The sequence below is a fragment of the Acidovorax sp. AC410 genome (assembly GCF_979253235.1).
The window spans coordinates 3003243-3019113 of sequence record NZ_CEEDCG010000001.1; the positions used below are offsets into that span (position 1 = coordinate 3003243).

Sequence of the window (15871 nt, forward strand, 5' to 3'; positions counted from 1 at the left end):
CTATGGGAGATTGCCGCCCATGCTGTCTCCTGGAGGAGCGCGATGGCATTCTGCGTAAACTAAGGGCCTATGTCTGAAACTGTCGATCTGATCCCCGCTTCTCTCCCTGCATCTGCGGCAGGCGTCGCCTCCCACACAGTCTCCATTGATCTGGGAGAGCGCAGCTACGGTATCGAAATCGGCGCTGGCCTCCTCGGTAGCCTGAAAGACGGCCTGGAACTCCCCAACGGCACGTCGGCGCTGGTTGTCACCAACGACACCGTGGGCCCTTTGTACGGGGCACAGGTGGTGGAGGCTCTGCGCAAGCGCTATCCAGTCGTACACACGGTGCAACTTCCGGATGGTGAGGAGTTCAAGGGTTGGGAAACCCTGCAGCGCATTTTCGACGCCCTGCTGACCCATGGCTGTGACCGCAAGGCCGTGTTGTTTGCGCTCGGTGGCGGCGTCATCGGCGACATGACGGGCTTCGCCGCCGCGACCTATATGCGCGGCGTGCCCTTCGTGCAGATTCCCACGACCTTGCTGGCGCAGGTGGATTCCTCAGTGGGAGGCAAGACGGCCATCAACCACCCGCTGGGCAAGAACATGGTGGGCGCGTTCTACCAGCCCCGGCTCGTGGTGTGCGACCTGGCCACGCTCGACACCTTGAGTGCGCGGGAGATGAGCGCAGGGCTGGCCGAAGTGCTCAAGTACGGGCCCATCGCCGACATGCAGTTCATGCAGTGGCTGGAGTCCTCCATTGATGCATTGCGCGCCCGCGACCGGGGCGCATTGGCCCATGCCGTGCGCCGCAGCTGCGAGATCAAGGCCTGGGTGGTCAGCCAGGACGAGCGCGAAGGCGGCCTGCGGGCCATCCTGAATTTCGGCCACACTTTTGGCCATGCCATCGAGGCGGGCATGGGCTATGGCGTGTGGCTGCATGGCGAAGGCGTGGGTGCCGGCATGGTGATGGCGGCTGAACTCTCCCTGCGGCTGGGCCTGGTTGACGATGCATTCGTGCAGCGGCTCGTCGCACTGATCGAGCGAGCGGGTCTGCCCACCAGGGGCCCGGTGCTCGATGCGGCGGACAATGCCGGCCGTTACCTGGAGCTCATGCGCATCGACAAGAAATCCGAGGCGGGTGAAATTCGCTTCGTGCTCATCGATGGTCCCGGCAAGGCGATTGTCCGCGCCGCTCCCGACAAGTTGGTCCGGGAGGTGATTGATGCGTGCTGCCGGTAACGGCGTGGCGGGCCTCTGTCCTGTCCGCGCACCTGCACCATTACCTGTCAAGTGGCAACAGGCACTTTGACCGGTAGAACCGGCCTTGCCGCCTATGCCAGCCTGTCGTCGCAGAGCAGGGGGCGGCGGTATGCGGAAGCGCCGGCACCGACACGCACGGAGTACCAGCGCGACCGCGACCGCATCGTGCATTCCACGGCGTTCCGCCGGCTGGTCTACAAGACCCAGGTGTTCCTCAACCACGAAGGCGACCTTTTCCGTACGCGCCTGACCCATTCGCTCGAGGTCGCGCAACTGGGGCGGTCGATTGCACGCTCGTTGTACATCGATGAAGACCTCGTCGAAGCCATCTCGCTGGCCCACGATCTCGGTCATACCCCCTTCGGCCACGCCGGGCAGGACGCACTGCACGCCTGCATGGCCGACCAGGGCGGGTTCGAACACAATCTGCAGAGCCTGCGGGTCGTGGACAAGTTGGAGGAGCGCTACCCCCAGTTCGATGGGCTGAACCTCAGCTTCGAGACGCGTGAGGGCATCCTCAAGCACTGTTCGCGTGTACACGCGCAGCAACTCGAAGACGCCGAACCGGGTGGGATCGGTGGGCGCTTTCTGCGCCGCGAACAGCCCAGCCTGGAGGCGCAGCTGTGCAACCTGGCCGACGAGATCGCCTACAACGCCCACGACATTGATGATGGGGTGCGCTCGGGCCTCATCACCCTGGTGCAACTGGGCGAAGTGCCTCTGTTCGACCAGTACCGCCAGGCGGCCCAGGCGGCGCACCCCCACCTGGGCGACACCGCCATGCACCGCCGCCTGCTGTTCGAGGCCATCCGGCTCATGCTCAGCGCCCAGGTGTACGACGTGATCGATGCCACCTCGGCGGCATTGGCGCGGGTGGCGCCTGGCAATGCCGACGCGGTGCGCCAGTCCCCGCCGCTGGTGATGTTCAGCGATGGCATGCGGGAGCAGTCCGTGGTGCTCAAGCGCTTTCTATTCAAGAACCTGTACCGCCACCCCCAGGTCATGGAGACCACCGGGCGCGCGCAGCAGATCGTGCGCGATCTCTTTGCTGCCTACCTGCAGGCGCCGCAAGAGATGAAACCTGCCTTTGCGCAGCAGGCCAGCGCTGGCGACAGCGCGGTCAAGGCACGTGCGATTGCCGATTTCATTGCCGGTATGACCGACCGCTTCGCCGCGCGCGAGCACGAGCGCCTGACGGGGCAGCGCCTGCTCGACTGAGGCATGTCGGGTGCTGGGTTTCCGGTGCAAAGAACGGGCGGAGACCGGGTTGGGGTCCGCCCGTTAAAATTGCGGGCCACCCCACGCGCGCCCAGCGCCTTTGCATGAACTCTCCATCTTCCGCGGCCTCGCCATTGCCCGAGGCCTCTTCCTCCCTTGCCGTGCACCCGGCTATTCGCGACACGGTGCAATGGCTGGAGCGTGCCGTCATCGGCCTGAACCTGTGTCCCTTTGCCAAGGGCGTGCATGCCAAGGGGCAGATCCACTGCGTGGCAAGTGCCGCCGTCGATCCACGCCAGCTGCTGGCCGATCTGCGTGAAGAGCTGCTTGCGTTGGCGCAGATGGATGCTGCCGTCCGGGACACCACCTTGCTGGTCGTGCCCACGCCGGTGTTGGCAGACTTCCTGGATTTCAATGACTTCCTGGGTGAGGCGGAAGACCTGCTCGAAGAGCTCGGGCTGGACGGCACGCTGCAGATCGCCAGCTTCCATCCGCAGTTCCAGTTTGCCGGCACCCGTGAAGATGACGTGAGCAACTGTACCAACCGCTCCCCGTACCCCACGCTGCACCTGCTGCGCGAAGAAAGTATCGACCGCGCTGTGGAGGTCTTTCCGGAGGCGGAAACCATTTACGAGCGCAATATCGAAGTGCTGGAGCAACTCGGCCTGCAGGGGTGGGAGGCATTGCAGGTGGGCCCTGGCTGTGCTGCCGCGACTGCTGCTGCTGCAGTGCCGGATGCGCTGACCACAGCGACCGGGGGTGCGGCATGAACGCGCCCCGCAACAAGCAGGGCGCCAAGTCCACGGGCAAGGGCGCTTCTGCCTCGCCAGTGGATCCTGTGTTGTCCGAGCTGCGCCCAGGCCAGTCGCTGGAGCTGCTGCAGGAACTGCACATCCTCACGCGCGATGGGCGGCTGAACCAGGACTCGCGGCGCAAGCTCAAACAGGTGTACCACCTGTTCAATTTCATCGAGCCCCTGCTCACCGAGCTGTCGGCCGACGGGCGCAGCCCGAGCCTGGCCGACCATGGGGCAGGCAAGTCCTACCTCGGCTTCATTCTCTACGACCTGTATTTCAAGGCGCTCTTGCGTGGCCACATTTATGGCATCGAAACGCGCAGTGAACTGGTGGACAAGTCGCGCGCGCTGGCCCAGCGGCTCGGCTTCGGGCGCATGTCCTTTCTGAACCTGTCGGTGGCTGAATCCGCCGATGCCGCCGAGCTGCCCGCGCAGGTCGACGTCGTCACCGCGCTGCACGCCTGCGATACCGCCACCGACGATGCCATCGCCTTCGGCCTGCAAAAGCGTGCCCGGGCCATGGTGCTGGTGCCTTGCTGCCAGGCGGAGATGGCGGCCTGCCTGCGCCAGGGCAAGGCGCTGCAGCTGTCGCGCACGCCGCTGGCCGAGCTGTGGCGCCACCCTTTTCACACGCGCGAGCTGGGCAGCCAGGTCACCAACGTGCTGCGCTGCCTGTACCTGGAGGCCAGCGGCTACCAGGTCACGGTGACCGAGCTCGTCGGCTGGGAGCACAGCATGAAGAACGAACTCATCATCGCGCGCTACACCGGCCAGAAGAAGCGCAGCGCTGCAGAGCGCCTGCGCGCCATCCTGCGCGAGATGGGGCTGGAGCAGGCGATGGCCGCGCGGTTCGGGCTGCAGCCCGTGGGCGAGGAGCAGGTGGACGGCGTCGAAGCCGCTGCGCCTTAAATTTCCCGAGGGTGTGGGGCTCGGCACCCATGGTCGGTTGGTGAGCCTGGCCGCACGGCGTCAGGCCAAATGGGGGACAGGTATATCATGCCTCTCCCGCACCATCGACCACCTGCCTTCGCCATGGCCCGCCTGCCCCGACTGACACTGCCCGGCTTTCCCCACCATGTAATCCAGCGCGGCAACAACCGCCAGGCGATCTTCCTGGACCGGGCCGATTTCGAGGCCATGCTCGCGCTACTGGATGAAAACGCGCGCAAGTTCCAGGTGGCCCTGCATGCCTATGTGCTCATGGACAACCATTTCCATCTGCTGGCCACCCCATCCACCGACGACGGCCTGCCGCAGATGATGCAGTCCATCGGCCGCAGCTATGTGCGCTACTTCAACCAACGCCATGGCCGCACGGGCACCTTGTGGGAGGGGCGCTACCGTTCCACCGTGATAGAGGCCGAGCGCTACCTGCTGGCCTGCATGGTCTACATCGACCTCAACCCTGTGCGCGCCGGCATCGCCACGCGCGCGGCGGACTACCCCTGGTCCAGCCACGGCCACTGGCTGGGGTTGCGCACCGATAAGCTGCTCACCACCCATGCGTTGTACTGGGCGCTGGGCAACACGCCCTTTGCGCGCGAGGCCGCCTATGCCGCACTGGTGCAATCGGGGCTCGGCGAGAAGCAACTGCATGCGCTGACGCAATCCGCCCTGAGTGGCTGGGCCCTGGGCGAGGCCGACTTCGTGGCCGAGCTGCAGAAACTGACCCCTCGCCGGGTGGCCAAGGCCAAACCCGGTCGGCCACCCATGCCCGCGCCTCCCATCGAGTTCTGAGCGAGTCGCCAATGCATTTGCACCCGACACTCGCTCCGATTAAACCTGTCCCCAATTAAACCCGACTTTTTCAGTTGGGTAATTTAATTAGAATCTGACCCTAATTAATATGCTTGCCTTGCATGTTGCAATGCACTAATCTTGCACTCCCTGCGAAAATTCATGAGGAGTGCGCCATGACCACGGCTGCCGAGATCCTGCATCTCCAACAACACGGTTTGTATTCATCGTCCAACGAACACGACGCCTGCGGCCTCGGTTTCGTCGCCCATATCAAGGGCGTCAAGCGCCACGACATCGTGACGCAGGCCTTGAAGATCCTGGAGAACATCGACCACCGGGGTGCCGTGGGTGCCGACAAGCTCATGGGCGATGGCGCGGGTATCCTGATCCAGATCCCCGACGCGCTGTACCGGGAAGAAATGGCCAAGCTGGGCGTCACGCTGCCTGCCGCCGGCGAGTACGGCGTGGGCATGATCTTCCTGCCCAAGGAGCACGCCTCGCGCCTGGCCTGCGAGCAGGAGATGGAGCGCGCCATCAAGGCCGAAGGCCAGGTGCTGCTCGGCTGGCGCGATGTGCCGGTGAACGTCGACATGCCCATGTCGCCCACGGTGCGCAAAAAGGAGCCCATCCTGCGCCAGGTCTTCATCGGCCGTGGCAACGACGTGATCGTGCAGGACGCGCTGGAGCGCAAGCTGTATGTGATCCGCAAGACCGCCAGCGCCGCCATCCAGAACCTCAAGCTCAAGCACAGCAAGGAATACTACGTTCCCAGCATGTCCAGCCGCACCGTGGTCTACAAGGGCCTGCTGCTGGCCGACCAGGTGGGCACCTACTACATGGACCTGCAGGATGAGCGCTGCGTCTCGGCCATCGGCCTGGTGCACCAGCGCTTTTCCACCAACACCTTCCCCGAGTGGCCGCTGGCCCACCCGTACCGCTATGTCGCGCACAACGGCGAGATCAACACCGTCAAGGGCAACTACAACTGGATGAAGGCGCGCGAAGGCGTGATGGCCTCGCCCGTGCTCGCGGCCGACCTGCACAAGCTCTACCCCATCAGCTTTGCGGACCAGTCCGATACCGCCACGTTCGACAACTGCCTCGAGTTGCTGACCATGGCCGGCTACCCCATCAGCCAGGCCGTGATGATGATGATCCCCGAGCCCTGGGAGCAGCACACCACCATGGACGAGCGCCGCCGCGCCTTCTATGAATACCATGCCGCGATGATGGAACCCTGGGATGGCCCGGCCTCCATCGTCTTCACCGATGGCCGCCAGATCGGCGCCACGCTGGACCGCAATGGTCTGCGCCCTTCGCGCTACTGCATCACCGACGACGACCTGGTCGTCATGGCCTCGGAATCGGGCGTGCTGCCCATCCCCGAGAACAAGATCGTGCGCAAGTGGCGTCTGCAGCCCGGCAAGATGTTCCTGATCGACCTGGAACAGGGCCGCATGATCGACGACGAGGAGCTCAAGGCCAACGTCGTCAACACCAAGCCCTACAAGCAGTGGATCGAAAACCTGCGCATCAAGCTCGACAGCATCGATGCTGCCGCCGACGCGCCCGTGGCCGAAGCCGCCACGCTGCCGCTGCTCGACCGCCAGCAGGCCTTCGGCTACACCCAGGAAGACATCAAGTTCCTGATGGCGCCCATGGCCCGCAATGGCGAGGAGGGCATCGGCTCCATGGGCAACGACAGCCCGCTGGCCGTGCTCTCGGGCAAGAACAAGCCGCTGTTCAACTACTTCAAGCAGCTGTTCGCCCAGGTGACCAACCCGCCGATCGATCCGATCCGCGAGGCCATCGTGATGTCGCTCAACAGCTTCATCGGCCCCAAGCCGAACCTGCTGGACATCAACCAGGTCAACCCGCCGATGCGGCTCGAAGTGAGCCAGCCCGTGCTCGACTTCGCCGACATGGCCAAGCTGCGTGACATCGAAAAGTACACGCAAGGCAAGTTCAAGAGCGCCACCATCGACATCACCTACCCGCTGGACTGGGGCCGTGAGGGTGTGGAAGCCAAGCTGGCCTCGCTGTGCGCGCAGGCCGTGGACGCCATCAAGGGCGGCGCCAACATCCTGATCGTCAGCGACCGCGCCGTGAGCGCCACGCAGGTGGCCATCCCCGCGCTGCTGGCCCTGTCGGCCATCCACCAGCACCTGGTGGGCGCAGGCCTGCGCACCACGGCCGGCCTGGTGGTTGAGACCGGCACCGCGCGCGAAGTACACCACTTCGCCGTGCTCGGCGGCTACGGCGCCGAAGCCGTGCACCCCTACCTCGCGATGGAAACCCTGACCGAGATGCACAAGAACATGCCGGGCGATCTGTCGCCGGACAAGGCCATCTACAACTACGTCAAGGCCATCGGCAAGGGCCTGTCCAAGATCATGTCCAAGATGGGCGTGAGCACCTACATGAGCTACTGCGGCGCGCAGCTGTTCGAGGCCATCGGCCTGAACACCGACACCGTGGGCAAGTACTTCACCGGCACCGCCAGCCGCGTGGAAGGCATCGGCGTGTTCGAGATCGCCGAGGAAGCCATCCGCATGCACAAGGCCGCCTTCGGCGACGACCCCGTGCTTGAGACCATGCTCGACGCTGGCGGCGAATACGCCTGGCGCGCGCGTGGTGAAGAGCACATGTGGAGCCCTGACGCGATCGCCAAGCTGCAGCACTCCACGCGTTCCAACAACTGGAACACGTACAAGGAATACGCGCAGATCATCAACGACCAGAGCAAGCGCCACATGACGCTGCGCGGCCTGTTCGAGTTCAAGATCGACCCCGCCAAGGCCATCCCCGTGGACGAGGTCGAGCCCGCCAAGGAGATCGTCAAGCGCTTCGCCACCGGCGCCATGTCGCTGGGCTCGATCTCCACCGAGGCGCACGCCACCCTGGCCGTGGCCATGAACCGCATCGGCGGCAAGAGCAACACCGGCGAAGGCGGCGAGGACGCCGCGCGCTACCGCAACGAACTCAAGGGCATCCCGATCAAGCTGGGGGACACCTTGAAGAGCGTGATCGGCGCCGAGAACGTCGAAGTCGACCTGCCCCTGCAGGACGGCGACTCCCTGCGCAGCCGCATCAAGCAGGTGGCCTCGGGTCGCTTCGGCGTCACGGCCGAGTACCTGTCCTCGGCCGACCAGATCCAGATCAAGATGGCCCAGGGTGCCAAGCCCGGCGAAGGCGGCCAGCTGCCCGGTGGCAAGGTCTCCAACTACATCGGCAAGCTGCGCCACAGCGTGCCCGGCGTGGGCCTGATCTCGCCCCCGCCGCACCATGACATCTACTCCATCGAAGACCTGGCGCAGCTCATCCACGACCTGAAGAACGTGGCGCCGCACGCCAGCATCAGCACCAAGCTGGTGTCCGAAGTCGGCGTGGGCACCATCGCCGCGGGCGTCACCAAGTGCAAGAGCGACCATATCGTGATCGCCGGCCACGACGGCGGCACGGGCGCATCGCCCTGGTCGTCGATCAAGCACGCAGGCGGCCCCTGGGAAATCGGCCTGGCCGAGACCCAGCAGACCCTGGTGCTCAACCGCCTGCGCGGCCGCGTGCGCGTGCAGGCCGACGGCCAGATGAAGACCGGCCGCGACGTCGCCATCGGTGCGCTGCTCGGTGCCGACGAGTTCGGCTTTGCCACGGCGCCCCTGGTCGTCGAAGGCTGCATCATGATGCGCAAGTGCCACCTGAACACCTGCCCGGTGGGTGTGGCCACGCAGGACCCCGCGCTGCGCGCCAAGTTCTCGGGCAAGCCCGAGCACGTGGTCAACTATTTCTTCTTCATCGCTGAAGAAGTGCGCCAGATCATGGCCCAGCTGGGCATCCGCAAGTTCGACGACCTGATCGGCCGCTCCGACCTGCTCGACACGCGTTCCGGCATTGCCCACTGGAAGGCCCGCGGCCTCGACTTCGGCCGCCTGTTCGCCCAGCCCAACGTGCCCGCCGACGTGCCGCGTTTTCATGTGGACGTGCAGGACCACAACATCGAGAACACGCTGGACCGCAAGCTCATCGAGCGCAGCCGCCCCGCCATCGACAAGGGCGAGCGGGTGCAGTTCATCGAGGTGGCGCGCAACGTCAACCGCTCCGTGGGCGCCATGCTCTCGGGTGCCGTGACGCGTGCCCACCCCGAAGGCCTGCCGGACGACAGCATCCGCATCCAGCTCGAAGGCACGGGCGGCCAGTCCTTTGGCGCCTTCCTCACGCGCGGCATCACGCTGTACCTGATCGGCGACGCCAACGACTACACCGGCAAGGGCCTGTCGGGCGGCCGCGTCATCGTGCGCCCCAGCATCGACTTCCGTGGCGACTCGGTGCGCAACACCATCGTGGGCAACACCGTGATGTACGGCGCCACCACGGGCGAAGCCTTCTTCAGCGGCGTGGCCGGCGAGCGCTTTGCCGTGCGCCTGTCGGGTGCCACGGCCGTCGTCGAAGGCACGGGCGACCATGGCTGCGAATACATGACCGGCGGCACCGTGATGGTGCTGGGCAAGACCGGCCGCAACTTCGCGGCCGGCATGAGCGGTGGCGTGGCCTACGTCTATGACGAAGACGGCCAGTTCGACACGCGCTGCAACATGTCCATGGTCACGCTCGAGCGCATCCTGCCGTCGTCCGAGCAGGAGGCCACGGTTCCACGCGCCATCTGGCACGGTGGCCAGACCGACGAAGCCCAGCTCAAGAAGCTGCTGGAAGACCACAACCGCTGGACGGGCAGCAAGCGCGCGCGCGAACTGCTCGACAACTGGGCGGCATCGCGCAGCAAGTTCGTCAAGGTCTTCCCGACCGAGTACAAGCGCGCGCTGGCCGAGATTTATGAACGCAAGGTGCTTGAGGAGCCTGCCACCCCCGCGGTGGCACCGGCTGCCAAGAACGTGGCCGTGCCCGCCAAATAAGGCGCTGCCCGACCGAACACCCGCACAGCATTCATAGACATAGGACACGCAATCATGGGAAAGACCACCGGCTTCATGGAGTACGAGCGCATCGAAGAGGGCTACAAGCCCGTCGGCGAGCGCCTCAAGCACTACAAGGAATTCGTCATCGGCCTGGATGAGTCCCAGGCCAAGGTACAGGGCGCGCGCTGCATGGACTGCGGCACGCCGTTCTGCAACAGCGGCTGCCCGGTGAACAACATCATTCCGGACTTCAACGACCTGGTCTACCAGGCGGACTGGAAGAGCGCCATCGCCGTGCTGCACAGCACGAACAACTTCCCCGAGTTCACCGGCCGCATCTGCCCCGCACCCTGCGAGGCGGCCTGCGTGCTCAACGTGAACGACGATGCCGTGGGCATCAAGTCCATCGAGCACGCCATCATCGACCGCGCCTGGGAAGAAGGCTGGGTCAAGCCCCTGCCGTCCAAGCACAAGACCGGCAAGAAGGTCGCCGTGATCGGTGCCGGCCCGGCTGGCATGGCCGCGGCCCAGCAACTGGCGCGCGTGGGCCACGATGTGACCCTGTTCGAGAAGAACGACCGCATCGGCGGGCTGCTGCGCTATGGCATCCCCGACTTCAAGATGGAGAAGTCGCACATCGACCGCCGCGCCGACCAGCTCAAGGCCGAAGGCGTCACCATCCGCACCAGCGTTTTCGTCGGTGCGGCCAAGGACGGTCTGGGCAAGGGCTCCAAGGTCACCAACTGGGCCAAGGAGACCATCACCCCCGAGCAGTTGCAGGCCGAATTTGACGCCGTGCTGCTGACCGGCGGTGCCGAACAGAGCCGCGACCTGCCCGTGCCCGGCCGTGACCTCGATGGCATCCATTTCGCCATGGAGTTCCTGCCCCAGCAGAACAAGGTCAATGCCGGCGACAAGCTCAAGAACCAGCTGCGCGCCGACGGCAAGCACGTCATCGTGATCGGTGGCGGTGATACCGGCAGTGACTGCGTGGGCACCAGCAACCGCCACGGCGCCGTCAGCGTCACGCAGTTCGAACTCATGCCCCAGCCGCCCGAGGTCGAAAACCGGCCCATGACCTGGCCTTACTGGCCGATCAAGCTGCGCACCAGTTCCAGCCATGAAGAAGGCTGCGAGCGCGAGTTCGCCATCTCCACCAAGGAGTTCATCGGCGAAAAGGGCAAGGTCACCGGCCTCAAGACCGTGCGCGTGGAGTGGAAGGACGGCAAGATGGTCGAGGTCGCTGGCTCCGAGCAGATCCTCAAGGCCGACCTGGTGCTGCTGGCCATGGGCTTCGTGAGCCCGGTGGCCGCCGTGCTCGAAGCCTTTGGTGTCGAGAAGGATGCCCGCGGCAACGCCCGCGCCACCACCGAGTTCGATGGCGGCTACGCCACCAGCGCCCCCAAGGTGTTTGCTGCCGGCGACATCCGCCGCGGCCAGTCCCTGGTGGTCTGGGCCATCCGCGAAGGCCGCCAGGCCGCGCGTTCGGTCGATGAGTTCCTCATGGGCTACTCGGACCTGCCGCGCTGATTGTTGGCAAGGCAACGGCTGAGAGCGGCGCCCTGGTGGCGCCGTTTTTCATGGTGTGCCGCAGGGCGCCCATCCGGGAAAGACCGTTGCGCACGCGCGACGCTGGATATAGGCACAATTGGAAGCAATGTCCATCCAGGAATGCCAGACACTGGGATACCGGGCATCGCTCCCAAAGCCGTACCGAAAAATTGCAAACATACATGTATGTATGTTTATGGATTCGACTACCATCGCTGCTGTTTGGTGCGCAGGGAATGCTGCGCGCGCGGACAGTCCTTTCCTGCTGAATACTCGCCCTTTTTTCTCTTCTGCATGCCCGAGCCTTCTCCTTTCGCCGAATTGCGCAACGTCACCTTCTCGTACGGTGACCGTGCCATCCTGCGTGACGTGTCGCTGACCGTGCCGCGCGGCAAGGTCACGGCGCTCATGGGGGCTTCGGGTGGGGGCAAGACCACGGTGCTGCGCCTCATCGGCGGACAGCAACAGGCCCAGCAGGGCGAGGTGCTGTTCGATGGCCAGAATGTGGGAAAGATGGACGCAGCCGCCCTCTATACGGCGCGGCGGCGCATGGGCATGCTGTTCCAGTTTGGCGCTCTGTTCACCGACCTCGATGTGTTCGAGAACGTCGCCTTTCCGCTGCGCGAGCACACCGATCTGCCCGAGGCGCTGGTGCGCGACGTGGTGCTCATGAAGCTCAACGCCGTGGGCCTGCGCGGCGCACGCGACCTCATGCCCAGCGAGATATCCGGCGGCATGGCCCGGCGCGTGGCGCTGGCGCGGGCCATCGCGCTCGACCCCGAGCTTGTCATGTACGACGAGCCCTTTGCCGGGCTCGACCCGATTTCCCTGGGCACTGCCGCCCAGCTCATCCGCCAGCTCAACGATGCCATGGGCCTGACCAGCATCGTGGTCTCGCACGACCTGGAAGAAACCTTTCGGCTGGCCGACCACGTGATCATCCTCGGGGAGGGGGTGGTCGCCGCACAGGGCACGCCCGACGAGGTGCGCGCCAGCAAGGACCCGCTGGTACACCAGTTCGTGCATGCGTTGCCTACCGGGCCGGTGCCCTTCCACTACCCGGGGCCCACGGCGGCGCAGGACTTCGGCCCTGCCGGGGGGATAGGCCTGTGAGCTGGTACCAACCTTCCGACGTGGGCCTGGCCGTGCGCCAGCAACTGGCCGACATCGGCGCCGCAGCGCACCTGTTCGTGCGCCTGGTGCGCCTGTTCGGTGCCACCTTCATGCGGCCTTCACTGGTGCGCGACCAAGTGCACTTCCTGGGCAATTATTCGCTGGCCATCATTGCCGTGTCGGGCCTGTTCGTGGGCTTCGTGCTCGGCCTGCAGGGTTACTACACGCTGCAGCGGTACGGCTCGTCTGAGGCGCTGGGCATGCTGGTGGCGCTGTCGCTGGTGCGCGAGTTGGGGCCCGTGGTCACGGCGCTGCTGTTCGCCGGCCGGGCAGGCACCTCGCTCACGGCCGAGATCGGCCTCATGCGCGCGGGCGAGCAGCTCAGCGCCATGGAAATGATGGCGGTGGACCCCGTGCGCCGCATCCTGGCCCCGCGCTTCTGGGCCGGCGTGATCACCATGCCGCTGCTGGCAGCGGTGTTCAGTGCGGTCGGCGTGATCGGCGGCTGGGTGGTCGGCGTGGTGCTGATCGGCATCGACCCCGGTGCCTTCTGGAGCCAGATGCAGGGCGGGGTGGACGTGTGGAAGGATGTCGGCAACGGCGTCGCCAAGAGCATTGTCTTCGGCATCACCGTCACCTTCGTGGCGCTGCTGCAGGGCTATGCCGCCAAGCCCACGCCCGAAGGGGTTTCCCGCGCGACCACGCGCACCGTGGTGATGGCCTCGCTGGCGGTGCTTGCGCTGGACTTCCTCCTCACCGCCATGATGTTCAGCATCTGATGCCGGACTGCCGGCAGACGAAGAAAAGAGACCTTAACGATGCAACGATCCAAGAATGATGTCTGGGTAGGCCTGTTCGTGATGCTGGGCATCGCGGCGCTGGTGTTCCTGGCGCTGCAGTCGGCCAATTTGCTGACCCTGAATTTCCAGCGCGGCTACCAGCTCACCGCGCGCTTCGACAATATCGGCGGCTTGAAGCCCCAGGCGGCCGTGCGCAGCGCCGGCGTGGTCGTGGGCCGGGTCGAGTCGATCAGCTTCGACGACAAGACCTACCAGGCGCGCGTCACCCTGGCCATGCAGGACCGCTATGCGTTCCCCAAGGACAGTTCGCTCAAGATTCTCACCAGCGGCTTGCTGGGTGAGCAGTACATCGGCATCGAGGCCGGTGGCGACGAGAAGAACCTTGCCGCGGGAGACACGATCACCGCCACGCAATCCGCAGTGGTGCTCGAAAACCTGATTGGACAATTTCTTTACAGCAAAGCCGAAGACGGCAGTAAGCCCGCAGGGGCAGGTAGCAAAAAATGATGAACAGGATGCTAGCGGGTACTGCCCGCGACGATGAAAACCACCTCGGGCATGGCGCTGCAGCGCTGTTGCGCGCCGGCCGGGCCTTGGTGGCCGTGATCGGTCTGGCCTTGCTGGTCGGCTGCGCGAGTGGCCCCCGCAACGATCCGCGCGACCCGCTGGAGCCGTACAACCGTGGCGTCACCCAATTCAACGAGCAGGTCGATGCCATCGTGCTCAAGCCCGTGGCCACGGCTTACAAGGAAGTCACGCCCCCCCTGGTGCGCACCGGAGTGAGCAACTTCTTCGCCAACCTGACTGACGTCTGGTCCTTCGTGAACAACGTGTTGCAGTTCCGGCTCGAAGGTGCGGCCTCCAGCTTCATGCGCGTCAACGTGAACACCTTCCTCGGGCTGGGTGGTGTGCTGGACGTGGCCAGCGAGATCGGCATCGACCGCTACCGCCAGGATTTCGGCCTGACGCTGGGCCGCTGGGGCATGGACACCGGCCCGTACCTGGTTCTGCCCATCCTGGGCCCTTCCACCGTGCGCGACACCCTCGCCCTGCCGGTCGACATGATGGGCAACCCCGTGCGCTACGTGGACCCGACCTCGGCCCGCAACTCGCTGTACGCCCTGCGCGCGGTGGATGCGCGCGCCAACCTGCTGCGTGCCGGTTCGGTGCTCGACAGCGCTGCGCTCGACAAGTACAGCTTCACGCGCGACGTGTTCCTGCAGGTGCGCAGCCAGGCTGGGGCGGTCCCGTACGACAAGGACAAGGACGACAGCGAACGCGACGCGAATGACGGCGTGCTGCCCGAGGAGCCCCCACCAGCGGATGCCAAGACCCGCTGACCACTGGCACCTGGCAGGTGTTGCACTTGCTTGCAACCCGCTACCGGGCAGAAGCACGCCGCAGGCACTTCGCGCCCACAATGAAATCAAGGGCGCCTTGCCTGCCCCATGAAAGATGACGACATGATGATGAACCGACGAATCGCAGGCCACATGGCCCTGGCCCTGGTGGCCGTGACTTCCCTGGGCCTGCCATTGGTGGCCTCCGCAGCCGATGAGGCGCCCGATGCCCTGATCAAGCGCCTGTCCACCGACGTGCTCAACACGGTGAAGGCCGACAAGTCCATCCAGGGGGGCGACATCTCCAAGGTGATCGCGCTGGTGGACAAGACGGTCATGCCGAATGTGAATTTCCGCCGCATGACAGCCGCCGCCGTGGGCCCCGGCTGGCGCCAGGCCACGCCTGAGCAGCAAAAGCGCCTGCAGGACGAGTTCAAGATCCTGCTGGTGCGTACCTATGCGGGCGCCCTGGCCCAGGTCAACGACCAGAGCATCCAGGTCAAGCCCCTGCGCGCCGATCCGGCCGACAAGGACGTCCTGGTGCGCACCGAGATCGTGGGCCGTGGCGACCCGATCCAACTCGACTACCGCCTGGAAAAGACCCCGGGCGATGGCGCGGGCTGGAAGATCTACAACCTCAACGTGCTCGGCGTGTGGCTGGTGGAAACCTACAAGGGCCAGTTCGCGCAGGAAATCAACGCCAAGGGCGTGGATGGCCTGATCGCCTCGCTCGAGGCGCGCAACAAGTCCAATGCCGGCACCAAGGGCTGATCGGGCGCCGTCCTCCATGCCCGTACTGGTCCTTCCCCAGGAGCTGACCCATCGCCAGGCACCGGCGTGCCTGCGCATGCTCTTGCAGGGCCTCAAGGTACACAAGGAGCCGAGTGTCGTCGTGGATGCCCAGGCGCTGGCCGTGTTCGACACATCCGCGCTGGCGGTGCTGCTAGAGTGCCGGCGCGAGGCGCTTTCGGACCGCAAGACCTTTGCCGTGCAGGGTCTGCCCGCAGCGCTGGCCAGCATGGCCGGCCTCTACGGCGTCGCAGGCCTGCTGCCTGCGGCCTGAGAGGCTGAGAATATTTCGTCCATGCCCGCCTTGCTCGCCAAAACGCCCCGGCTCCGCGTTGCAAATGCTCGCTATAGCCCGAGCTATGGCTGCGC

The 15871-nt window shown here is 65.3% G+C and carries 13 protein-coding genes; all 13 read left to right on the forward strand.

Going from position 1 to position 15871, the window contains the following annotated elements; translation table 11 throughout:
- The first annotated feature begins 69 nt into the window (after nt 1-69).
- The 13 genes from aroB (at nt 70) to AC0IZS_RS14015 (ending at nt 15776) form a co-directional block, all read left to right on the forward strand.
- Nucleotides 70-1221, forward strand: a complete 1152-nt coding sequence (aroB, locus tag AC0IZS_RS13955) for a 3-dehydroquinate synthase (protein WP_471636159.1) — start codon at nt 70-72, stop codon at nt 1219-1221.
- Nucleotides 1222-1260: 39 nt separating this feature from the next.
- The gene (locus AC0IZS_RS13960) at nt 1261-2460 is read left to right on the forward strand and encodes a deoxyguanosinetriphosphate triphosphohydrolase (RefSeq protein WP_471639524.1); all 1200 of its coding nucleotides are present in this window, start codon (nt 1261-1263) and stop codon (nt 2458-2460) included.
- Between the two features lie 104 nt (nt 2461-2564).
- Nucleotides 2565-3230: a DUF1415 domain-containing protein gene (locus tag AC0IZS_RS13965; protein ID WP_471636160.1), complete on the forward strand. Its 666-nt coding sequence runs from the start codon at nt 2565-2567 to the stop codon at nt 3228-3230.
- Nucleotides 3227-4165 (forward strand): class I SAM-dependent methyltransferase, encoded by a 939-nt coding sequence (locus AC0IZS_RS13970; RefSeq protein ID WP_471636161.1) that lies wholly within the window; start codon nt 3227-3229, stop codon nt 4163-4165. Before AC0IZS_RS13965 ends, AC0IZS_RS13970 begins: the two co-directional genes overlap by 4 nt.
- A 123-nt stretch (nt 4166-4288) precedes the next feature.
- A complete protein-coding gene (locus tag AC0IZS_RS13975) occupies nt 4289-4993 on the forward strand; it encodes a transposase (protein ID WP_471636162.1) in 705 nt (234 codons plus the stop codon).
- A gap of 176 nt (nt 4994-5169) precedes the next feature.
- Nucleotides 5170-9906, forward strand: coding sequence for a glutamate synthase-related protein (locus tag AC0IZS_RS13980; RefSeq protein ID WP_471636163.1), 4737 nt, complete (start codon nt 5170-5172; stop codon nt 9904-9906).
- Nucleotides 9907-9960: 54 nt separating this feature from the next.
- Nucleotides 9961-11439 carry a glutamate synthase subunit beta gene (locus AC0IZS_RS13985; protein WP_471636164.1) on the forward strand — a complete coding sequence of 493 codons (1479 nt, stop codon included), beginning with the start codon at nt 9961-9963 and terminating at the stop codon, nt 11437-11439.
- A 315-nt stretch (nt 11440-11754) separates the two neighbouring features.
- Nucleotides 11755-12573, forward strand: coding sequence for an ABC transporter ATP-binding protein (locus AC0IZS_RS13990; RefSeq protein WP_471636165.1), 819 nt, complete (start codon nt 11755-11757; stop codon nt 12571-12573).
- The gene (mlaE, locus tag AC0IZS_RS13995; protein ID WP_471636166.1) at nt 12570-13352 is read left to right on the forward strand and encodes a lipid asymmetry maintenance ABC transporter permease subunit MlaE; all 783 of its coding nucleotides are present in this window, start codon (nt 12570-12572) and stop codon (nt 13350-13352) included. The genes AC0IZS_RS13990 and mlaE overlap by 4 nt, the downstream gene beginning before the upstream one ends.
- A gap of 39 nt (nt 13353-13391) precedes the next feature.
- Nucleotides 13392-13880 carry an outer membrane lipid asymmetry maintenance protein MlaD gene (gene mlaD / locus AC0IZS_RS14000; RefSeq protein ID WP_471636167.1) on the forward strand — a complete coding sequence of 163 codons (489 nt, stop codon included), beginning with the start codon at nt 13392-13394 and terminating at the stop codon, nt 13878-13880.
- Complete coding sequence (locus AC0IZS_RS14005; protein WP_471636168.1) at nt 13877-14713, forward strand: MlaA family lipoprotein; 837 nt, start codon at nt 13877-13879, stop codon at nt 14711-14713. Before mlaD ends, AC0IZS_RS14005 begins: the two co-directional genes overlap by 4 nt.
- Before the next feature lie 123 nt (nt 14714-14836).
- Entirely contained in the window at nt 14837-15484 is a 648-nt protein-coding gene (locus AC0IZS_RS14010) for an MlaC/ttg2D family ABC transporter substrate-binding protein (protein WP_471639525.1), read from the forward strand.
- Between the two features lie 16 nt (nt 15485-15500).
- The gene (locus AC0IZS_RS14015) at nt 15501-15776 is read left to right on the forward strand and encodes an STAS domain-containing protein (RefSeq protein WP_471636169.1); all 276 of its coding nucleotides are present in this window, start codon (nt 15501-15503) and stop codon (nt 15774-15776) included.
- The last annotated feature ends 95 nt before the right edge of the window (nt 15777-15871 follow it).